This window comes from Dyella kyungheensis, from assembly GCF_049913195.1.
Classification (GTDB): Bacteria; Pseudomonadota; Gammaproteobacteria; order Xanthomonadales; family Rhodanobacteraceae; genus Dyella; species Dyella kyungheensis.
On the sequence record NZ_CP183983.1, the window covers coordinates 2,811,572 to 2,832,251 of the forward strand.

The 20,680-nt window shown below is 64.2% G+C and carries 16 protein-coding genes and 1 pseudogene; 11 read left to right on the plus strand and 6 right to left on the minus strand.

Going from position 1 to position 20,680, the window contains the following annotated elements; genetic code table 11:
* Window positions 1-51: 51 nt before the first annotated feature.
* Window positions 52-378: an autorepressor SdpR family transcription factor gene (locus ACN9MB_RS12485; protein ID WP_204636328.1), complete on the minus strand. Its 327-nt coding sequence runs from the start codon at window positions 376-378 to the stop codon at window positions 52-54.
* 141 nt (window positions 379-519) lie between these two features.
* A complete protein-coding gene (locus ACN9MB_RS12490; protein ID WP_426269071.1) occupies window positions 520-2,589 on the minus strand; it encodes an alkaline phosphatase D family protein in 2,070 nt (689 codons plus the stop codon).
* Window positions 2,590-2,903: 314 nt separating this feature from the next.
* On the opposite strand from ACN9MB_RS12490, the gene ACN9MB_RS12495 reads away from it, so the two are divergent.
* Complete coding sequence (locus tag ACN9MB_RS12495; RefSeq protein WP_426269072.1) at window positions 2,904-3,749, plus strand: class I SAM-dependent methyltransferase; 846 nt, start codon at window positions 2,904-2,906, stop codon at window positions 3,747-3,749.
* 1 nt (window position 3,750) lies between these two features.
* Here ACN9MB_RS12495 and ACN9MB_RS12500 read toward each other — a convergent pair.
* Both ACN9MB_RS12500 and ACN9MB_RS12505 read right to left on the minus strand, forming a co-directional pair.
* Window positions 3,751-4,111 (minus strand): annotated as a pseudogene (locus ACN9MB_RS12500) (VOC family protein).
* 62 nt (window positions 4,112-4,173) lie between these two features.
* The gene (locus tag ACN9MB_RS12505) at window positions 4,174-5,538 is read right to left on the minus strand and encodes an amidohydrolase family protein (protein ID WP_426269073.1); all 1,365 of its coding nucleotides are present in this window, start codon (window positions 5,536-5,538) and stop codon (window positions 4,174-4,176) included.
* Between the two features lie 411 nt (window positions 5,539-5,949).
* On the opposite strand from ACN9MB_RS12505, the gene ACN9MB_RS12510 reads away from it, so the two are divergent.
* Window positions 5,950-8,178: a DUF5916 domain-containing protein gene (locus tag ACN9MB_RS12510; protein WP_426269074.1), complete on the plus strand. Its 2,229-nt coding sequence runs from the start codon at window positions 5,950-5,952 to the stop codon at window positions 8,176-8,178.
* On the opposite strand, the gene ACN9MB_RS12515 is transcribed toward ACN9MB_RS12510, so the two are convergent.
* Entirely contained in the window at window positions 8,160-9,410 is a 1,251-nt protein-coding gene (locus ACN9MB_RS12515; RefSeq protein WP_426269075.1) for a LysR family transcriptional regulator, read from the minus strand. The two genes, ACN9MB_RS12510 and ACN9MB_RS12515, sit on opposite strands and share 19 nt — an antisense overlap.
* Before the next feature lie 269 nt (window positions 9,411-9,679).
* On the opposite strand from ACN9MB_RS12515, the gene ACN9MB_RS12520 reads away from it, so the two are divergent.
* The 6 genes from ACN9MB_RS12520 (at window position 9,680) to ACN9MB_RS12545 (ending at window position 16,060) form a co-directional block, all read left to right on the plus strand.
* Window positions 9,680-10,537, plus strand: a complete 858-nt coding sequence (locus tag ACN9MB_RS12520; protein ID WP_426269077.1) for an amidohydrolase family protein — start codon at window positions 9,680-9,682, stop codon at window positions 10,535-10,537.
* Entirely contained in the window at window positions 10,534-11,433 is a 900-nt protein-coding gene (locus tag ACN9MB_RS12525; protein ID WP_426269078.1) for a hypothetical protein, read from the plus strand. The genes ACN9MB_RS12520 and ACN9MB_RS12525 overlap by 4 nt, the downstream gene beginning before the upstream one ends.
* A gap of 62 nt (window positions 11,434-11,495) precedes the next feature.
* Window positions 11,496-12,788 (plus strand): C4-dicarboxylate transporter DctA, encoded by a 1,293-nt coding sequence (dctA, locus tag ACN9MB_RS12530; protein ID WP_426269079.1) that lies wholly within the window; start codon window positions 11,496-11,498, stop codon window positions 12,786-12,788.
* A gap of 77 nt (window positions 12,789-12,865) precedes the next feature.
* Window positions 12,866-14,335, plus strand: a complete 1,470-nt coding sequence (locus ACN9MB_RS12535; RefSeq protein WP_426269080.1) for a carbohydrate porin — start codon at window positions 12,866-12,868, stop codon at window positions 14,333-14,335.
* Window positions 14,336-14,355: 20 nt separating this feature from the next.
* Entirely contained in the window at window positions 14,356-15,027 is a 672-nt protein-coding gene (locus ACN9MB_RS12540; protein WP_204636318.1) for a 4-carboxy-4-hydroxy-2-oxoadipate aldolase/oxaloacetate decarboxylase, read from the plus strand.
* Between the two features lie 10 nt (window positions 15,028-15,037).
* The gene (locus ACN9MB_RS12545) at window positions 15,038-16,060 is read left to right on the plus strand and encodes an amidohydrolase family protein (protein WP_426271914.1); all 1,023 of its coding nucleotides are present in this window, start codon (window positions 15,038-15,040) and stop codon (window positions 16,058-16,060) included.
* Between the two features lie 28 nt (window positions 16,061-16,088).
* Here the strand turns inward: ACN9MB_RS12545 and ACN9MB_RS12550 are convergent, their stop codons facing one another.
* On the minus strand, window positions 16,089-16,556 hold the full coding sequence (locus tag ACN9MB_RS12550; protein ID WP_204636317.1) for a hypothetical protein: 468 nt from the start codon (window positions 16,554-16,556) through the stop codon (window positions 16,089-16,091).
* A gap of 391 nt (window positions 16,557-16,947) precedes the next feature.
* Between ACN9MB_RS12550 and ACN9MB_RS12555 the strand changes: the two genes are divergently transcribed.
* Genes ACN9MB_RS12555 through ACN9MB_RS12565 form a run of 3 tightly spaced genes read left to right on the plus strand, consistent with a single transcriptional unit; the run spans window position 16,948 to window position 20,677 of the window.
* Window positions 16,948-18,471, plus strand: coding sequence for an efflux transporter outer membrane subunit (locus tag ACN9MB_RS12555; protein WP_204636316.1), 1,524 nt, complete (start codon window positions 16,948-16,950; stop codon window positions 18,469-18,471).
* A 20-nt stretch (window positions 18,472-18,491) separates the two neighbouring features.
* A complete protein-coding gene (locus ACN9MB_RS12560; protein ID WP_426269082.1) occupies window positions 18,492-19,661 on the plus strand; it encodes an HlyD family secretion protein in 1,170 nt (389 codons plus the stop codon).
* On the plus strand, window positions 19,658-20,677 hold the full coding sequence (locus ACN9MB_RS12565; RefSeq protein WP_426269083.1) for a DUF2955 domain-containing protein: 1,020 nt from the start codon (window positions 19,658-19,660) through the stop codon (window positions 20,675-20,677). The genes ACN9MB_RS12560 and ACN9MB_RS12565 overlap by 4 nt, the downstream gene beginning before the upstream one ends.
* Window positions 20,678-20,680: the final 3 nt, after the last annotated feature.

Here is a 20,680-nt window from a genome sequence, read left to right on the forward strand (position 1 = left end):
GCCCAGGACGATGTCCTGCCGGATACGGCGACTGGAATGCTCGCTCATGGATCAGCTCCTTCGCGGCTGTTTTCTGGGTTGGCCGTTGCCGGCCGGCTTCGTTGCCGCGCGTTCGACCGCACCGATGCCGAACAACTGGCTAAAGCTCAGCAGCGCGTCTTCCAGCACCGACAACTTCAACTGATAGAGGATGGTGGTGCCGATCTTGTTGGACTCGATCAGGTCGGCCTCGCGCAGCACGGCAAAGTGCGCGGACATGGTCGGCCGCGAAACCGGGAAATGCTCCGACAGTTCGCCAGCGCTCATCGGGCGCTGGCGAAGCAACTCCAGCACCTTTCGGCGGGTGGGATCGGCCAAGGCCTTGAAGACGTTGTTCATGGAAAGATATTTAGCTAAATATCTAAATAAAAGCAAGTGAAATTTCGACGATTGGCTAAATTAGTGTCGACCTCGCCCCGCATGCTGGCATCGCGAGCGGCCACCGGGGTGCATTCCGGCAGCCGACTCAGCCGTGACGGATCAAACCGAGAACGGTGCATCGCCCTCGAGCATGCGTTGTTCCAGCCGCGGCGACTCGCCCTTCTCCCATAGCGGCACACGATGCCGCACGCGATAGACCAGGGCGCCACCGTCCTCGCGATCGCTGCGCTCGATTGGCCGTGGCAGGCAGACGAACTCCGTTTCGAGCATGCCGCTCGATGCGTGCACGACCGCATAGCCGTGGCCGCCCATATCGACGAAGCTCAGATGCGGCGCATTGTCGGGATTGCTCGCCGCCCGTGCCTTCGCCAGATCACCGCTGTGCGCGTACTCGAGGCAGGAGCGAACGCCATGGCGCAGCAGCATATTGACGGCGGGCTCGGGTTTGGCCGCGCCCTGCCTGTCGGCGAGAAACAGCGGGCGCAGCGGGTGATCCTTGGGAAAGCCATGCTCGATCGCTTCGACCATGCCGGGAGCGGAAATCGAGCCGACCACGAACGCGACGCCCACCGGTTCGAATGCATTGGGCGGCAACGCCTTGGCGGCCAGGCCGGCCCAGAAACTGTGTCGATCGCCGGCTACGGTGGCGAATCCGGTAATGCCTTCGCGCGCCACGAAGTCGTAGATTTCGGCGCGCTCGACATAGGCACTGCTGTGATCGCCGCCGCCAAAGCCTGCGTAACCGGCACCCGGCCACGGCTTGGTCAAACCCTTGGGCAGGTTCTGCGGATCGGCGCGCATATCCAGCGTGGCGGTGGTATTGCCCCAGACCTTCCACGTAGCGTTGGATGCCTTCAGCTGCTGCAGGAACCAGCTTTTCTGCGTGGCACCCAGAATGGTTTGCGCGGGCGTCTCGCGCCTGAAATTGGCCACCTGCTGATCGCCGTAGCGGATCGATTCGGGTGGCTTGCCATGGTTGTAGCTGCGGCCGGCGTCGAGAATCTCCTGTACTTCCTGGGGAATGAAATCCGGGAAATCCTTGCTTGAAAAAACCTTCGCCTCCGGCCGGTCCATCGGCTCTTCCGAGCGATAGCTGCGCTGATCGGTGATGACCAGCTCCACGTGCCTGCCCCAGCGCAACGACCGATAGCCGGTGAGGCTGGCCAAGGCTGCCAGGTTGTTCGCTTCCTGGCCCAGTCCCGCGTCATCGAAATGATCGATCGGCGTATCGGTCACGCGAGGCGGCGCGAACCATTCCAGCGAACCGCCGGTGGTCTTGACGCGGGCGGGATGAAATTCGAACCACGCCTGGTTGGCGGCGACCTTGCGGGTCTGCGCCGGATGCGTCTGGCCGTCGAATTTCTGCAGGCTCTGCCAGCCCAGCCAACTGAATTCGTGGTTGTCCCAGATCGGTACGAAGGGGAAACGCGCCCGCGCATCCTGCAGATCGGGATCGTGGAGATAGGCGCGATAGATCGAGCGATAGTCGTCCACCGTGGTCGGCACATGGAAGTCGCCGTGCTTCTCGCCATGCGCATAACGCACGACGTCGCGAATGTGGCGGTCATACATGCCTTGCGGGCGGTCTTCCGGATACCAGACGATCTCGTAGATGAAATCGCCCAGATGCAGCACGAAGCCGAGGCGATCCTCGGGAGCAGCTCGCTCGTCTTCGTAGATCATCCGGCGATAGGCATTCTGCGCGCCCATATTGGCGTTCTGGCAGGAGACGAATGCGAAGCGCACTGGACGCGTATCGCCCTCTTCCGGCGCGGTCAGGGTGCGGCCGATGCGGCTGCCGTTGCCTTCGTTGTCGGTGAAGCGATACCAGTACTCGCGGGCCGGTTTCAGTCCGCCGATCAACACCCGGCAGGTCCAGTCCGACTCGATCGAAACCTTCGCCTTGCCGGTGGCCACTACGCGCTCGAACGCCGCGTCTTCGGCCACTTCCACCTGCAACGACCAGCGTTTGCGCGGATCGGTGGAGGGATAGCGGGTCCACAGCATGACGCTATCGGGGTTGGGATCGCCCGATGCGACGCCTTCGGGATAGCGCTCCCGGCATTCGCGCCAGGCCACCTTCGACTTCGCAAAACCTGGCCTGCTCCAGATGGCCGCCGCACCGAGCGCAGCCGCCGCCGCGAGAAACTGACGTCGAGTAAGTTGCATCACTGTGTCCCGATAGGTGCCGCAACCGGCACGCCCCAGCGCATATCGAGCCACTGCCCGGGACCATGCCAATGCAAAGTCCGATGGACGTCCCGATATGGAACAACGCCGCAGGATAGCCAGCGGGGGCGCCAGCGACCCGTGTCGATGGACACATGACTAATGACAGGTCACGGCTCGCTGCCTCGGCAGTATTCCTGGCCGACATTTGCCGCTAGCGTGGCGGCTGCACGCCCGCAGGCCGTTGCACTGGCGCGAGGCAGGTTTGACGCGTATTCATCCGCCATGGCACTGCCCTATTCATGCGTGAACCTATGACTGGATCGGCCACCGCAACGGGACTGCTTGGCGACACGCCATCGCGCGACTACGCCGGCAAGCTCCGGCGGTTCAATGCGTTTGCCGAACCGGAAATTCGCCAGGCCATGGCGAGCCTCGCCTTGAAGCCCGGCATGCGCGTGCTCGACGCGGGCTGCGGCACCGGTGAGGCACTGCGCTGGCTCGCCGACGAAGTGGGCCCGGAGGGCGCCGTCATCGGCATGGACCTGTCAGTGCCGCACCTGAAGGCGGCCCACTTGATCGCACCGGAGAACGGAGCACTGGTGCTGCAGGGAAACATGCTCGATCCGCCGATCGCCCCCGCCAGTGTCGACCTGGTCTGGTCGGTCAACGCGATCAACCATCTTCGTTCGCCCGCCGCCGGCGTCGACGCCCTGCTCGCGCTGATCCGCCCAGGCGGTCGGCTGGCGCTCGGCCAGAGTGCGCTGTTGCCCGATATGGTCTTTGCCTGGGATTCGCGCCTGGAACGCCTGGTCAACGAGGCGGTCCGGCAGTACTACCGCGATCGCTACCGACTCGACGAACGCGAGCTGACCTGGATTCGCGCCATCGTGGGTCTGCTGCGGCAGGCAGGGCTGAGGCAGGTGCGTGTACGCACTTTCATGATCGAACGCGTCGCGCCCTTGCGGGTCGAAGACGAAAACTATCTGGTGGAAGCGATCTTCCGCGGCACCTGGGGAGATCGGCTGCAGCCGTATCTATCGGACAGCGACTACGAAGAGATGATGCGTCTGTGCGATCCACAGCATCCCGACTTCGCCTTGCGCCGTCCCGATTTCCACTTCCTGCAGAGCTTTACCCTGGCGGTCGGCCATCTCTGAATCAGCACGCGAGCCGATAGCGCGCCAGTCGCTCTTCCAGGCTTCCCGTGTGCAGTTCGAACAGATGATTGTCGAAATCGTAGAAGTACAGCGAGGCACCCTCGCCTTCCACCCTGGCCCGGGGCGGCTTGATCTCCACGCCCAGCGCGCGCAGCCGTTGCTCGAACTCCGGCAACGCTTGCGCGGACACCTTGAACGGCGATCCACACGCCGCCGAGCACGAAGAATTTTTCCCGCGAAGTGGAGAAGTTGCGGCCCAGGCTGTCGTAGACCTCCTCTGCCCCGAGTCCCTCGCATAGAAACGTCGCCATCCTGTCCAGATCGCGGACAACCAAGGTCACATGGCTTATGCCTTCGATCATCATCAGGGTCCTCGGGGTTCATCGACCGCGCCGCCGGCCTTCGAGCCGGCGGCGCAAGACAGTTACTGAGCCGGCGGCATGGCCGAAGCACGCCGATAGCTATCGCGCACGCCATCGGCAATCTGCCTGAGCCCTTGGCCGTCCCACCATTGGCCATGCGCCATCACGCCCAGCGGGGTGCGCAGCGTGGAGAGATTATCGAGCGGATTCTCGGAAGAGAGAACAAGGTCGGCGCGATCGCCTGCAGCCACGATTCCGAATGGCTCGCCTCCTTTCGTCCGTGCGATGAATGCGCCAGGGTTTCGGGTCGCGGCGGAAAGTGCCTGGAAACGCGTCAGCCCCGAGGCTTCGAGTTCGTCCAGGTCGTCATGCAGGGAAAAGCCCGGCAGCATGCCCGGCACGGCAGGCGCATCGGTTCCCGTGACCAGCTCCACGTTGGCATCGGCCATGGCCTTCACCATCGAACGCAGGAAGGCGAGCTTCGCGTCCAGCTTCGCCGTCTTGTTGACGTAGTCGCTGCGCTGCCAGGCGAGGCGATCGTTCGGCGACAGATAGGCGGATTCGGGACGCGCAAGAAAGCCGGCAACGACATCGGGATGCTGGATCTGGTGGCCGATCGCCGCGTAAGTGGCCAGGTCGGCGGTCACCGTCGCGTGGTACTTCCTGGCCAGGGCGATGGCATCGGGAATGCGCTTGATGTCCGGCGGCGTATCGGTTTCCTCGACGCCCCTGGGGGTGAAGTAGGTATAGAAAAACTCCTCCGCATGCGCCACCAGCACCTGCCCGGCAGCGAGCTGATGCTCGAGGCGAACGGAGGTCACGCCGTGGCCGACCAGGGGCAAGCCAAGGCGATGCCCTTCCTCCGCGAGTGCGTCGAACACGTCGGGCGCCAGGCCCACATAGACCTTGATGAAGTCGTATCCGTTGGTCTTGGCCAAACCTACGATCGCGCGCGCCTCGGCTGGAGTCTTGATCAGGAAGCCGTTGTAGTCGGGCGTTCCGTCGACCAGGAAGGCGGCGTAGACGTGCGGAGCCGGAATGGCTCCCTTGTTGGCAGCAGGTACGGTGCTGTCGAGAAAGCCGGAACGGGCGCCGCCCATCTGCAGCACCGTGGTGACACCCTGCGCCACGTAGACGCCTAGATCGTTGCGCGTCTCCGAATGCGTATGCATGTCGGCCAGGCCGGGGGAAAGATACGCCGTCCCGTGGCCGTCGATCGTGCGTGCATTCGCCGGCACGGCAAGGTGCGGGCCGATCGCGACGATCCGGTCGCCCTCCACGATCACGGTTTGATCGCGCAGCACGCGTTCGCGATCCATCGGCACGACATTTACATGGACGAAGGCCGTGGACGCAGGTTCTGCTGCGCTTGCGGCGACGGGACACAGGTTGGCGAAGACAAGCAATCCAAGTAGTAGACGACGCACGTTTTCTCCTTCGGTGCGATGAAACAGAGACGGATGATCGATGGGCGCCACGCCGGATTTCCGCGCGCGACGTACGAATGCTCGAGCGACACACGGCCAGGCCACGGGTCCACTCCATTGCAAGGCAAGCACGGCGCATGCCAGCGCCAAATCGTTGTGCTGCTTGCGCGCGAGCCATGCTTAAGCTGTCCGCGGACACTCAGGGATGTACGCGGACATCAGTGCATGGCGCGCAACGCAAACGCGGCGTCGCCAGGAAACAACTGCTTAGCGGGATTCGCAGGATGGCATGGCGATTGCTCCATGCATTCGCAGCACTCAAGCCAGCATGCGCGCGTGTGGGCCATTGGTCATGACAACCGGTTCGCCATCCAACGCATCTGATCCCCGTCACATCGCCATGAAATCCCCATGCCATTTCGCGCTGTCCTGTTGTTCGCCCTGCTCGTGTTGTCCTTTGCTGCAGGAGCCGTTGAAATCGACGGCCATATCGATCCGGCCGAGTGGGCCGGCGCGCTGCACGTCACCGACTTCCGCGACGTACAGCCGCTTTCCGGCAAGCCCGGCAGCATGCCCACCGAAGCGTGGGTGCTGTCCACGCCCAAGGGCCTGGCCATCGCCATTCGCGCCACCCAGCCACCTGGCGTGCCGCGTACCCACCAGAAGACGCGTCGCGACGAAGACGCCCTGGTCGACCGCATCAACGTGATGGTGGATTTCAATGGCGACGGCCGTACCGGCTACGACTTCGAAGTCACCTCGACCGGCGGCATTGCCGACGAAGTGATCACCAACGAATCGACCTTCAGCTACGACTGGGACGGCGTGTGGGACCACGCGCTCAGCGAAGACGAACAAGGCTGGTCGGTCGAAGTGTTGATTCCCTGGTACGTCGCGCAGATGCGCGCGGCCAGCGACGGCAAGCGCACCATTGGCCTGTACCTGGACCGCATCGTCGCCAGCACGGGCGAGCGCATGGCCTGGCCGGTGGCCAGCTTCAGCAAGCCGCGCTTCCTGTCCGACTTCAAGCGCATCGAGATACCCGCGTATACGCAGGCGATGTTTGCGGTCACGCCGTATCTGGTGGCAACCACGGACCGTGTTCGCGGCCGCACCTCGTTCCAGGAAGGCGCCGACGTGGTGTGGAAGCCGAACGGGCAGACGCAACTCACGGCCACCATCAATCCGGACTTCGGCCAGGTCGAAAGCGACGACCTGGTGATCAACTTCACGCCCGAGGAAACCTTCCTCACCGACAAGCGGCCGTTCTTCACCGAGAACCAGGGCATCTTCGATTTCAGTCTGCTCGATGACTACACCCAGCTGGTCTATACCCGGCGCGTGGGTGGCACTTCCGACGATGGCTCGGGCCCGGCGGACATTGCCGGTGCAGTGAAGCTCAACGGCAGCGTGGGCGCCACCAGCTATGGCGTACTGGCGGCCCAGGAGAAAGGCGACGCGGGCCGCACGTTCGGCGCGTTGCGCATCAGCCAGGACATGGGCGATCAGAGCCTGGGCATGCTGGCCACCACGGTCGAGCATCCCTGGCTGGATCGCTACGCCAATGTGTTGGGCATCGACCATCGCTGGAAGCCGAGCGCGAGCTTCGACATCACCAGCAATATCATCGCCAGCCACATCGACCAGCCCGGACACAACAGCACCGGCACCGGCGCGACCACGGTGATCAACAACGAGCTGTCACCGGTATGGAGCCAGCAATGGCTGGGCATGCACTTTACCGACAGCCTCGACGTCAACGACTTCGGCTATCTGGATCGCAACGGTTTCAACTACGGCCATTACGAAGTGCGCGAGCGCCTCACCGGCTTGTCGCCCGACTCGTCCTACAGCTCGCACTACTGGCGTTACCGCATCACGGTGATGAACAACACGCACGGCCTGCCCCTGGAGCGCGAACTTCGCCTGACCCGCGACAGCCTGCGGCGCGACGGCGGCGAGGAGATCTGGCAGCTGCGCGTGGACACGGCGGGCTACGACGATCTGCTCACGCGCGGCGGCAACCCTTTGCACCTGCCGCCCAATGTCACCTTGACGTATGAACGCACCCGCCCACGCATCGGCAACTGGTCGTGGACCCTCGACGGCACCGTGACGGGCAACGAACTCACCGGCTCGCGGCGGCTGGGCTATCTGCTCAAGTGGCTGCCGACGTATTTCATCAGCGATGCCTTCAGCGTGTTCCTCGGCGGAAGCTACGAGCGCGATCCGTACTGGATGATCTGGCAGCACGACAATGTGGTGGGCGCGTTCGATGGCAAGACCTATGGCGTCAATGCCGGTCTCAACTGGAACTTCGGAACGCGCCAGGAGCTGCGGGTCAAGTTACAGGCGCTCGGCGTCGGCGGCCATCTGCGGCAGGCCTACGAGATCGACCGCGATGGCCGCGCCATCGCCAGCAACGAACCGATCGAACCGCTGGGCGTGGTCAACCTCGGTTTCCAGATCCGTTACCGCTATGAGATCGCGCCGCTGTCGGATATCTACGTCGTGTACAACCGGGGTGGCTACGATTCGGATATCGCCGACGACAACGCCACTTCCAACTTTCGACGCAGCTTCGATCTGCGGCAGGTCGAGCAGGCCTTGGTGAAGGTCTCCTATCGCCTGGAGTTCTGACCGCTGCGCTCCACTTCCAGACGCGTGCGTTCCTTGCCCATTTCACGGGCCATCGCGGCGAAGCGTTCCTGCATGGCGGTGGGACGCCAGTCGCTGCGCCGGACCATGGCCATGCGCCGGCGCAGCACGCCGCCCTCGATGGGAATCTCGGCCAACGCACCGACCTGGCGCTCGAACAGGAACTGGTCGGCCGACATCAACGTCAACCATTCACCCTTGAGCATGAGTCCGCGCGTCACCAGCACCGAACCGCATTCGATGCGCGGTGTGGGCGGTTCGACCCCGTGGGTGCGGAACAAGGTTTCCCAATTGCGCCGCATCGGCACGCCCAGCGCCGGTACGGCCCAGGGATAGGCAAGCAGATCCTGGATGGTGACGCGCTGCTTGTGCCTCAGCGGATGAGCGCTGTTGCCAACGATGGACAGTTCATCGTCGAACAGGCCCTCCTGGTCCACGTCGTTGGCAGGCGCGGGATAGCGCATGGCGCCGCCGATCACCAGATCGATGTCGCCATGGCGCAGCGCAATCAGCAGTTCGCCGTAGGGCGCTTCGCGCACTTCCACCGAGGCGCCGGGATGCTCCTGCGCAAATCGCGCCAGCAGATCGGGCAGGAAGACGGAACGCGCCATCGGCAAGGTGCCGATGCTGATGCGGCCGCCGCCGTGCTTGCCGGCGGCGATTTCGTCCAGCCCGGTGCGCAATTCGGCCAGCATCAAACGCACGAAGCGCACGAAACGACTGGCCAGATCGGTAGGCCGCACAGCACGCCCCGCTCGTACCAGCAACTCCGCGCCCAGCGCATCCTGCAGTTCGCGCACGGCGCGGTACACGGCCGGTTGCGATAGTCCGATCTGTTCGGCGGCGACGGCGTAACTGCTGAAGTTCTCCACCGCCACCAGCGCGCGCAGTTGAATCATGCTCACGCGCCGCTCGATATGGTCCAGCGGCGCCAGGCGCGCCGAGCGGCGCACCAGGCGCACGCCTTGCGTGAGATAGCGCAGCGCATGTTCGACGCGAACGATCCAGGCCTGCCCGCTTACGGTGGGACGCATGCCGGCCGCCGCGCGCTCGAACAGTCGTATCTCCAGGTTGCGCTCCAATTTGCCGACCGCCTGCGCGAGCGCCGGCTGCGAAAGACTCACCTGCTCCGCGGCACCGCTCATGCTGCCGGCGCGGGCGATCACGCTCAGCGCGTCCAGGTGGCGAAGATTCAGCGCGTAAATTTTATCCATGGACAATTAATAGCATTTACTTATGACCCGATAGTAAAACGAATTTGGCAACACTAGTGATTTGGCGCAACTTCCGATCCCGAAATGCGAAGGGGCGAAGACCCCCGTAACAGTCGATATCAAAGTCGAAAGTCTGAAGGCTGTCTTTTCGTTGCGCAACGCAGCATAAAAAGCCCGCCGATTGACGCCTCCCTTGATCTGCTGATTGTTGCATCGCAAGAAAGACGCCTCTGGCGCCTGACACCGCAGACCATGGATTCGCGCTACTCATGCACATCATCGATTCGCACCTGCACGCCATCGCTCCCGATACCAACAAATACCCGAAGGCCCCCATCGGCGGGCATCAGTCGGAGTGGTCGCAGCAGCGCCCCGTGGACGCCGAAGGCGTGATCAAGGCACTCGACCAGGCCGGCGTCGCCAAAGCCGTGGTGGTGCAGGCGTCGACCGTGTACGGCCACGACAACCGCTATGTGGTCGATGCGGTGCGCGCCTATCCGGAGCGCCTGGTGGGCGTGTACTCGATCGATGCGCTGGCGCCCGATGCGGTGGAGCGGATCGATCATTGGGAGGCCGAGGGCTTGCACGGCTTCCGCCTGTTCACCACCGGCACCACCATGCCCGGGCAGTCGGATTGGCTGGGCCATCCGGATTCGTATCCGGCGTGGGCACATGCCGAACGCAAAGGCATCCCCGTGTGCCTGCAGATGACCATGCAGGGCCTGCCCACGCTGCGCAACCTGCTGGAACGTTTTCCGGACTCGCGCGTGCTGCTCGATCACTGCGCCCGCCCGACGCTGGATGATGGCGCGCCGTACGACGCCGCGCAGGCCTTGTTCGAGATGGCGCAGTTCAAGGGCGTGCATCTGAAGCTGACCAACCGCACGCTCGCGTCCGCGGCACAAGGCCGCTCCACTCCGGCCGAGTTCCTGGAAAAACTGGTGGCAACCTTTGGCGCCGAACGCATTGCCTGGGGTTCCAACTTCCCGGCAACGGAAGGTTCGCTTGGCGAGCTGCTGGCAAGCGCGCGCGAAGCACTGTCCAGCCTGCCCGACGACCAGCAGGCGATGATCCTCGGCGGCACCGTGGCACGCATCTACCCGGCCTTGGCGGGAGTCGTGGCATGAGCCAGCCCGTGCACCTGAAAGCGGTGTTGAAGACCACGGCGCTGACCACGCCGCTGAAGGATGGATCGCTCAAGAGCGACCAGGTGACGCTCGACTTCACCGAGATCAACCCGATCCATCGGGCCTTTGCCCCGATGGTGCGCGAAGCGGCATTCGACCTCTCGGAGCTGGCCATCGTCACCGCGCTTCAGGCCGTCGCATTCAAGCGGCCGGTGGTGCTGTTGCCGGTAGTGGTGGCGTCGCGCTTTCAGCGCGGCTGCCTGATTTCGTATCGTCCGCACGGCGAAGTGAAACCCGAGCAGTTGCGCGGCAAGCGTATTGGCGTTCGCTCCTACACGCAGACCACCGGCATGTGGGTGCGCGCACATCTTGTCGAAGACTATGGCCTGGCCACGCCCGATATCCGCTGGATCACGCATGACCCGGCCCATGTGGAGCAGTACCAGGATCCGTCGTTCGTCGAACATCCTGCGCACGGCAAGGGCCTGCTCGAGATGCTGCACGATGGCGACATCGGTGCCGCGATCTTCGGCAACGACCTTCTCGAAGGCGGCGACTACGTACCGGTGATCGCCAACGCCAGGGCGCGGGACCTGGCCTGGGCGCAGCAGCACGGCTTCGTGCCGATCAACCACGTGGTGGCTGCCAGCGCCGACATCTGCGCGCGCGAACCTGCCGCCGTGCGGGCCGCTTACAACCTGCTGGCCCAGGCGGAGCACCAACAACCTGCGCCTGAGGCAGGTCCACGCAAGACCTTGTCCGGCTTCGACGCCTTGCGCGCTCCGCTGGAGTGGATCATCGATGCCTGCCTGGAACAGGCGCTGCTGCCCCGGAAACTCAGCCTCGACGAGGTGCTTGGCCCAGCCGATGCCTTGCTGAAAGGAAACATGGCCTGACATGAACGACGGCACCGCCACACGCAGCGCTGACGCGGCATTTGCCAAGAGTTAGTTGCATCATGACCCGACCGGTAAATCTCCAAGCCCACATGATTTCGCAACGGCGACCGCTCTATCGAGACCTGACCTTCCAGGTGCTGGCCGGCATCGTGCTGGGCGTGCTGGTCGGCGTGCTGTGGCCGAATGTCGGCGCCGCACTGAAGCCGCTGGGCGACATCTTTATCCGCCTGATCCAGATGGTGGTGGGGCTGATCATCTTCTGCACGGTGACGCACGGCATTGCCAGCGTGCGCGACCTGGGCAAGGTCGGCCGCATCGCGCTCAAGGCGATGGTGTATTTCGAAGTGGTCACCAGCATCGCGCTGGTGATCGGCCTGGTCGCCATCAATCTGCTCAAGCCCGGCGTGGGCATGCACGTCGACCTGGCCACGCTCAAGCATGGCGTGGATTCGGTGGACGCCACAAAAGTGGCGCCGCACGGCTTCGGCGAGTTCCTGACCAACCTGGTGCCGACGTCGGCCGTGGGCGCTTTCAGCCAGGGCGACATCCTGCAGATCCTGCTGTTCTCGGTGTTGTTCGCCTGCGGCCTGGCCAGCCTCGGCGAGAAGGGACAGCCCGTGCTGCACGTGGTCGACGTGGTGCGCGAAACGCTGTTCTGGATCATCCGCGTGGTGATGAAGCTCGCGCCGATCGCGGCCTTTGGCGCGATTGCCTTCACCACCGCCAAGTTCGGCATCAGCAGCCTGCTGCCGCTGGGCAAGCTGGTCGGTGAGTTCGTGCTGACCTGCGCCGTGTTCCTGCTGGTGGTGCTGGCGCCGATCTCCTACGCCTGTGGCTTCAGCCTGCTGCGATTGATGCGCTATTTCCGCGAGGAACTGGTGCTGGTGCTTGGCACCAGTTCGTCGGAAAGCGTGTTCCCGCAGCTCACCGAAAAACTCACCCGGCTGGGCGTGGACGAATCGGTGGTCGGCATGGTGCTGCCTACCGCTTACAGCTTCAATCACGACGGCACCTGCCTGTACTTCGCGGCGGTGACGGTGTTCCTGGCGCAGGCCACCGATACCGCGCTGGGCTGGCAGGCGCAGCTGGGCCTCCTGCTGATCCTGTTGCTCACGTCCAAGGGTGGCGCGGGCGTATCGGGCTCGGCCATCGCCGTACTGACCCTCACGCTGGCGGCGACGAAGACCATTCCCGTCAGCAGCATTGCCTTGATTCTTGGTGTGCACCGCATTCTGTCCGCCGCCTTCGTGTTCGTGAACATCGTCGGCAATTGCGTTGCCACCGTCGTCGTCGGCCGCTGGGAGAAAGCAGTGGACCACGACAGGCTTCAACGAGAACTACGAGCGGGCTGACGAGCAGAACGATCATGCCCTCAAAACAACTTGAGTTCGCGGCTCCCCTGGGCGCCGCGATGGGGAGGATTGCGTCAATGAAAGGCTTGATGACACGACAATCGCTTTATCTCGGCCTGATCGCCGCGCTACTGGTGCCCGCCGTGCATGCGCAAGATGTGCCGGCCGCGGCGGACACCGGTCCGAGTGCGAACTGGGCCGACACCTATGCGACGTCGCAGCAGGACAATAGCGGTGGCGATGCCGCCGCGGCGCCGCCGAGGGCGACCTACAAGGAACCCGCGCTGCCTCGCCCGGATTGGGTGCAGAGCCTGATCGACGACGGCGTGAACATCCGCGCCAGCCTGGTCGACCAGTACGCCAAGAACACCACCGGCGGCGTCTACCAGGGCAGCCACAACGTGGGCCAGTTCTATATCGGCGCGGATCTGGACCTGGCCAAGATGTGGGGCTGGACGGGATCCACCCTGCACTTCACCGTCTATCGCGATTACGGCCTGAGCCTCAACGCGCTCGTCACCGGCACCTATACCAAGCAGCAGTACATCTACAAGAATCCCTATACGCGCTGGCATCTGGGCCTGTTCTCGTACGAGTACAAAGGCCTGGACGACCGGCTCGATATCCAGGTCGGCCGCCTGGGCAGCACCACCTACTTCGGCCACTTGGTGGTGAACTGCCAGTTCACTTCCGCCAATACCTGCGGCGAGCCGCGCATGCTGGTCTCGGAAACCGGCCTCAGCCTGCTGCCGTCGGCGACCTGGGGCGGCAACGTGAAGTACAAGACCACCGAGAACACCTATGTCGACATGGGTGCGTTCGAGGTCAATCCCACCATCCAACCCAGCAACGGTCTGAACTGGGGCATCGAACATGCCACCGGCTACACCGTTCCGGTCGAATTCGGTTGGGTGAAAAACGATCCGCGCGCTGAGCAGTATCCGTTCGAGTTGAAGGGCGGCGCCTATGTGAGTACGGCCCCGCTGACCGACATCAACCTCAACACGCGCGGACAGCCGCTGGGTATCAAAGGCGGCACCGCCGCCACCGACAACCACGTGCGTGACGGCATCTACATGATGGGCGACAAGGTGATCTGGCGTCCGGATCCGGACTCGCCGCGCAGCTTCAACGTGTTCGGCGGCTGGGTGCAGCAGCTGGAACAGCAGGAAATCATGCGCCAGCAGATCTATGCCGGCTTCGTCATGACCGGTCCGTTCGCGTCGCGTCCCTACGACACGGTGGGCCTGAACATTTCCGAGTTCGAGTTGACCTCGGCCGAGCGGGCGTTTCTCGCCGAGGAGCGTGCCAAGCTGGGCGGCAGCGGCTGGAATGCGCGCCACCAGACAGCGGCCGATCTCACCTACAGCTACCACATCGTCAAGGGCCTGGAGCTGATGCCGAGCGTGCAGTACATCGTGCACCCGGACAATTCGAGCATTCCGAAAACACCGGTGCTGCCGAAGAACCTGCTCGTCTACGCCATCGGCCTGCGCGTGGACATCGGTGTACTGATGGGCTTCAAGCCTGCCGCCGCCAACGATTGATGTTCGAAAGAGGAAAAGCCATGTCCGTCGTAGTCACCCGTATCGAACGCGCCGATGCCAGCGTCATCGCCGAGCTGGCGCTCGCCGGCGTCGCCACCGTGCATGAAGCGCAGGGCCGCAGCGGCCTGATGCAGTCGAACCTGCGACCGATCTACGGCGGCACGCGCATCGCCGGCTCGGCCGTCACCGTGCTGATGCCGCCGGGCGACAACTGGATGATGCACGTGGCGATCGAGCAGTTGCGCGAAGGCGACCTGCTCGTCGCTGCCACCACCAGTCCCTGCGAAGACGGCTATTTCGGTGACCTGCTGGCCACTTCGGCCAGGGCGCGCGGTTGCCGCGGGCTGATCATCGATGCCGGTGTGCGCGACGTGCGCGATCTCACCGTGATGGGCTTCCCGGTATGGAGCCGCGCGATCCATGCACAGGGCACGGTGAAGGAGACGCTGGGCTCGGTCAACGTGCCGGTGGTGTGCGGCGGCGCGCTGGTCAACCCGGGCGATGTGGTGATTGCCGATGACGACGGCGTTTGCGTGGTGCCGCGCGCCACGGCCGCCGCCACCCTGGCCAAAGCGAAGGATCGCGAAGCCAGGGAAGAAGAAAAGCGCCAACGTCTCGCCGCCGGCGAACTGGGCCTGGACATCTACGACATGCGCGAGCGCCTGGCCTCGAAAGGGCTCACCTATGTCTGAGCGAGCCCCGTTGATCATCGACTGCCACGGACACTACACCACCGCGCCGAAAGCCCACGATGCCTTTCGGGAAGCGCAGCTCAAGCATTTCGCCGATCCCTCGCAGCCGCTGCCGGTCTATCCCGCCATCTCCGACGACGCCATCCGCGAAAGCATCGAGACCAACCAGTTGCGCCTGCTGCGGGAACGCGGCGCCGACATGACGATCTTCTCGCCGCGCGCCAGCACCATGGCACACCATCTTGGCGACGAGTCGGTCAGCCAGGCGTGGACGCGGCATTGCAACGACCTGATCGCCCGGGTGGTGGCGCTTTATCCGGAAACGTTCATCGGCGTATGCCAGCTGCCGCAATCGCCCGGCGTGACCATCGAGCATTCGATCGCCGAACTGGAACGCTGCGTCAACGAGTTGGGCTTCGTCGGCTGCAACCTCAATCCCGATCCCTCGGGCGGACACTGGAACGGTCCGCCGCTGACCGACCGCGCCTGGTATCCGTTCTTCGAGAAGATGGTGGAACTGGACGTACCGGCCATGATCCACGTCTCCGGCAGCTGCAACGCGAATTTCCATGCCACCGGCGCGCACTACATCAATGCCGATACCACCGCCTTCATGCAGTTCCTGGAAGGCGACCTGTTCGGGGATTTCCCGGACCTGCGCTTTGTCATCCCGCATGGCGGCGGCGCCGTGCCTTATCACTGGGGCCGCTACCGCGGTCTGGCCGACATGCTGAAGAAGCCGCCGTTGAACGAACACGTGATGAAGAACGTGTCCTTCGACACCTGCGTGTATCACCAGCCGGGCATCGACCTGCTGTTCCGGGTGATCGACATCGACAACATCCTGTTCGGCTCGGAAATGGTCGGCGCGGTGCGCGGCATCGACCCGACCACCGGCCACCACTTCGACGATACCCGCCGTTACATCGACTCACTGGGCCTCTCTGCCCAGGACCGGCACAAGGTCTACGAAGGCAACGTGCGACGCATCTACCCTCGCCTGGATGCGCAGCTGAGGGCTCGCGGCAGATGATTCATCCCGGCGCGTCCGATGCCTGGCTTCATTCGGCCTTGTTGCCGAGTTTTCGATAAAGCCGAACGATCGCTTCCTCGGCGATCAGCATGACCACGACCACCACGATAAGCGCCACGATCCCGTGGAACGCGCCGTAGAAGCGCACGTCCTCGCCAAACAGCTGGGTGATCGCCTCGAGTATCACGAACTTCGAACCGAACAACACCAGCCAAGCGAAGAAGAACCTGAGGAACTTCATCCAGCCGCCGGGCTTGTCCTTGAAGTAGGCACCGACGCGGTGCTCGACGGCGACCGTCAACTTCAGCAACACCTGCAGCACGATGGCGGCGAGCAGCGAGGTGGTAAACGTATCGACGTAGACGTTCTTCCAATACTCCGCGAAGAGGTTGAGTACCACCAGATCCATCAGGACCCCGGTGTAATAGCGCACGAACAAGCGTTGTTTGTTCGTGATTCCTTCGCCCGTGACCGGCAGGAGCGCTTCGCTCGTCATCGCTGGGATCCTTGGGTAGGCAAAACAAGGCGCTGGCAACCTATCGCCCGGTACAGCATATGCCTGCGCCGATAGCGCACGATAGCGCAGAGTTCATCGACGTGGCGGCTTGATGTTCCACGCGATGCAAACGATGGGCATGTCGTGCATGGCGCACGAAACGCACTACGGCAGTAGATCTACTTAGTAGTGCTACAGGCTGGATACATCGCGCGTCGCCAAAGCCCGCTGCATGATGGTGAAATGCTTCGCGCACTGCCGCTGCTCGCGCAAATTCACACGGAAGCCACGCCTCCGGTTCCAAATTCGTCTGCATGTAAACGGGGCAGCGAACTTCCGGACGGAAGCGCGAAGCGGTTGCTGGTCGCGGCAAGCGACCAGGAGGGGCAGCGTGAATCGGAGGTTGCGAATCAGCAAGCTTCCACCCATCGCTTTGGCCTTGGTCGTCATCGCATGCGTCGATGCGGGTTGCACGCTCGGTCCCGACTATGTGCGGCCGGCGGTCTCCACGCCGCCCAACTATCGTTTTGCCGACGCCGCCGCTCCGGCGCCCTCGGCAACGCTGGCCGATGTGCCCGCCTGGTGGCGCGCCTTTGGCGACAGCGAGCTCGATGCCCTGGTGGACGAGGGCCTGGCTGCCAACCACGATCTCCGTATCGCCACGGCGCGCGTGGATGAATTTGCCGCACTCGTGGTGACCTCCCGTGCGCAGGCCCTGCCCCAGCTGGGCTACGGTGCCGGCGCCAGCCGCCAAAGCGTCAGCCGGAATGCCACCTCGCTGCCTGCAGGCGTCAATCCCATCAGCGAGAACTATTCCACGCTGCTGTCGGCGAGTTGGGAGCTGGATCTCTGGGGCAAGATCCGGCGCGAGAACGAGGCAGCACAAGCGAACCTCTTCGCGACCGAAGAAGCGCGCCTGGGCGTTGCGCTGACCCTGGTCTCCACCATCGCCACCAGCTATATCACCCTGCTCGATCTGGATCGCCAGTTGGAGATCGCGCAGGCCACGCTGGACGGCCGCAAGAGCACCGTCGCCGTGTTTCAGATGCGCCTCGACGGCGGCGCCGTGTCCGAGTTCGAAATGATGCAGGTCACGGCGGAGTACGAAACCGCGGCGTCCGCCATTCCGGTGCTGCAACAGGCGATCGCACAGCAGGAGCATGCCTTGTGCGTGCTGATCGGCCGAAATCCCGGACCGATCCGGCGCGGACGCAGCCTGCAGCAACTGGCCACTCCGCCCGTGCCTGGCGGACTGCCGTCGGACCTGATCGCCAGGCGCCCGGACATCCTGCAGGCCGAGCAACAACTGGTGGCCGCCAATGCACTGATCGGCGCGGCGCGCGCGCTGTACTTCCCCTCGGTCTCGCTGACCGCGTCCGGAGGCGTTGCGAGCAGGCAACTGGACAACTTGTTCGCCGGCCCGTCGCGCACCTGGTCGTTCGCCGGCCAACTGCTCGGCCCGTTGTTTTCCGGCGGTGCCATCGATGCAGCCAACCAGCAAGCGGAGGCACGCCGCGAGCAGGCATTGGAGATCTATCAGCAGACCATCCAGAGCGCGTTTCGCGATGTCGACGATGCGCTCGCGGCCATCCAGGCCAAGCGCGCGCTGATCGCGTCGCTGCAGCGTCAGGTGACGGCGCTGAAACGCGCCGTGGAACTCACCCGGGAGCGCTATGACAACGGCTATACCGACTACCTCGAAGTGCTCGATACCGAACGCAGCCTGTTCTCGGCGGAACTGTCGCTGAGCGCGGCGCGCGGCGACGGCTACCGCTCCTTGGTGAGTTTGTACCGCGCGCTCGGTGGCGACTGGATCGCCCAGGTGGCGCCCCTGCCGGTGGCGCAACAGCCGACAGCACACGAACACGGCAGCGATGCGGCACGCGTTCCCGGCACCCGGCCGGCCCCACGGTGAGTCAAACGACGAGAGCCACGATGCCCACCGATCCGTCCTCCGAGCAGAACGTGCCCGCCACCGAGCCTGCGGCCGCCGCGCCCGTGGCCCCGGCACCGTCCGACGCCGCTGCAGGCAATGGGCGGCGCGTGCGTCGCCTCGTGCTGGGCACCCTGCTGGTACTGCTGGTGATGTTCGTCTATCACTTGGTCGCCGATCGAATCACCCCGTACACCTCGCAGGCAACCGTCGATACGTTCCTGGTGCAGATTGCACCGGAAGTGACCGGACCAGTGGTGTCGGTGGACGTATCGGACAACCGCAAGGTGAAGAAGGGCCAGGTCCTGTTCCGCATCGATCCGCTGCCGTTTCAGATTGCCCTGCGCGCGGCGCAAGCCAACGTCGCGCTGGCAACCCAGGCCGCCGATGCATCGGTGGCCGACGTTCGCGTGTCCGAGGCCCAGCTGAGCCGGCAGCGCGTGGATCTGGCGGCATCGCAGCAACTGGGCAAGATCGTGCTGGATCTGTCGGCCAAGCGGGCACTCTCGGAGACCTCCGCCATCCGCGCCCGCGCCGATATCGCCAAGACCCGCGCCGACATCAGCCGTGTCGAGGCCGAGACGGAGCGCGCACGCATACGCATGGGAGAAACCGGCAACCAGAACGCCCAGGTCCGGCAGGCGCTGGCCGCGGTGGATCAAGCCGAACTCGATCTGCGCCACAGCACGGTGGCCGCACCGAGCGACGGCGTGGTCACCAACCTGCGTCTGTCGCCCGGACAGTTCGCCAGCCGCGGCCAACCAGTGCTGAGTTTCGTCGCCGACGGCCCGCGCTGGATCAGTGCGGCGATGCGCGAGAACCAGCTGGGTCATATCGCGCCGGGCAACCGTGCCTACGTGGTCTTCGACGACCAGCCCGGCAAGGTGTATTCCGCGCACGTCGACAGCGTCGGCTGGGGCATTGCGCAAGGCGGAGAGGCACCCACCGGGCAGCTGCCCACGGTGACCGCACCCAGCGGCTGGCTGCGCGAGCCGCAGCGTTTTCCGGTGCGCATCGTGGTCGATCCAACCACGGATTCCGCCGAGTCGCTTCCACCCAACCGCAGCGGTGCGCAAGCGAATGTCGTCGTGCTCACACGCGATCGTTCGCTGATGAACCCGCTGTCACGCCTGTGGATCTGGATGGTCGCCATGCTCAGCTATCTGCGATGAACGCCGTTGGCGCACGCGTCGAGCCCCGCGATGAGGCCGCATGGCAAGCCGTGCTGCGTTTTTCCGCGGGCATCGCGGCGGCCTTTGTGGTCAGCGAGATGATGCAGTGGACGCCGTCGTTTCTGGCGCCCGTACTCGCGGCCGTGTTGCTCACCAACCTGCCCGCACGGCCATCGCTGAAGGCCGCGCTGGGACTGATGATCGTGATCACGGCGACCTCGCTGTTCTCATTCGCTGTCGCGTCGCTGTTTCGCGATACGCCGTTCGTGCTGTTCGGGTTGATCGGGGTGTGCGTGTTCCTGGCGTTTCTCGCCATGCTCGGCGGCCGTCCGCCGTTGCCCCCGCTGCTGCTGCTGATCTGCCTGGCGACGATTCCGGTCGTGGTGATGGTTTCGCCCGCGCAGGCGGGCGTCCTGCCCATGGCGTTGATCCGCAGCATGGCGGTTGCGCTCGCGACCATCGCCTTGGCCTATCTGGTCTGGCCGCTTGCCCCCGCGCCCAAACCTGCGCCGCCCCCATCACAAGGTCGCGTCTCGCCCGTGACGATGGCGCTGGGTGGCGTTGCCATCGTGATGCCCTTGATGCTGGTGTATCTGTTGTTTGGTCTGGCCGACGTGTTGCCGGTGATGATCGCCACGGTAATGCTGGTGGCGAACTTCGATCTGCAGCGCGGTCGCTTGCACGCGATGGGCATGATCGTCGGGAATTTCGGCGGCGGCCTGCTGGGCTGGCTCATGCACACCCTGTTGCTGACGACGCCGACGCTGCCGTTTCTGGCGGGATTGTTGTTCGTGGTACTGCTCGGTTTCGGCCAGCGCATCAGCGCAGGCGGCCCAGCTGCCGGCATCGCGGTACTCGCCTGCAATGCGATGCTCATCATACTCAGCACCGCGATCGCCTCCGATCAGGGATCGCTATCCCTGTGGCTGATCCGCGTGCTGCAATTCTCCCTTGCCGGCGCTTTTGCCGTGGGCACGATGAGCCTGATCTGGCGCGCGTCGGCGTCGCATCGCTAAGCA

Excerpts from the sequence above, each read along its gene's own strand:
- ACN9MB_RS12485 (WP_204636328.1), bottom strand. The coding sequence starts at position 378 with ATGAACAACGTCTTCAAGGCCTTGGCCGATCCCACCCGCCGAAAGGTG.
- ACN9MB_RS12490 (WP_426269071.1), bottom strand. The coding sequence starts at position 2,589 with ATGCAACTTACTCGACGTCAGTTTCTCGCGGCGGCGGCTGCGCTCGGT.
- ACN9MB_RS12495 (WP_426269072.1), top strand. The coding sequence starts at position 2,904 with ATGACTGGATCGGCCACCGCAACGGGACTGCTTGGCGACACGCCATCG.
- ACN9MB_RS12510 (WP_426269074.1), top strand. The coding sequence starts at position 5,950 with ATGCCATTTCGCGCTGTCCTGTTGTTCGCCCTGCTCGTGTTGTCCTTT.
- ACN9MB_RS12515 (WP_426269075.1), bottom strand. The coding sequence starts at position 9,410 with ATGGATAAAATTTACGCGCTGAATCTTCGCCACCTGGACGCGCTGAGC.
- ACN9MB_RS12520 (WP_426269077.1), top strand. The coding sequence starts at position 9,680 with ATGCACATCATCGATTCGCACCTGCACGCCATCGCTCCCGATACCAAC.
- ACN9MB_RS12525 (WP_426269078.1), top strand. The coding sequence starts at position 10,534 with ATGAGCCAGCCCGTGCACCTGAAAGCGGTGTTGAAGACCACGGCGCTG.
- dctA (WP_426269079.1), top strand. The coding sequence starts at position 11,496 with ATGACCCGACCGGTAAATCTCCAAGCCCACATGATTTCGCAACGGCGA.
- ACN9MB_RS12535 (WP_426269080.1), top strand. The coding sequence starts at position 12,866 with ATGAAAGGCTTGATGACACGACAATCGCTTTATCTCGGCCTGATCGCC.
- ACN9MB_RS12540 (WP_204636318.1), top strand. The coding sequence starts at position 14,356 with ATGTCCGTCGTAGTCACCCGTATCGAACGCGCCGATGCCAGCGTCATC.
- ACN9MB_RS12550 (WP_204636317.1), bottom strand. The coding sequence starts at position 16,556 with ATGACGAGCGAAGCGCTCCTGCCGGTCACGGGCGAAGGAATCACGAAC.
- ACN9MB_RS12560 (WP_426269082.1), top strand. The coding sequence starts at position 18,492 with ATGCCCACCGATCCGTCCTCCGAGCAGAACGTGCCCGCCACCGAGCCT.
- ACN9MB_RS12565 (WP_426269083.1), top strand. The coding sequence starts at position 19,658 with ATGAACGCCGTTGGCGCACGCGTCGAGCCCCGCGATGAGGCCGCATGG.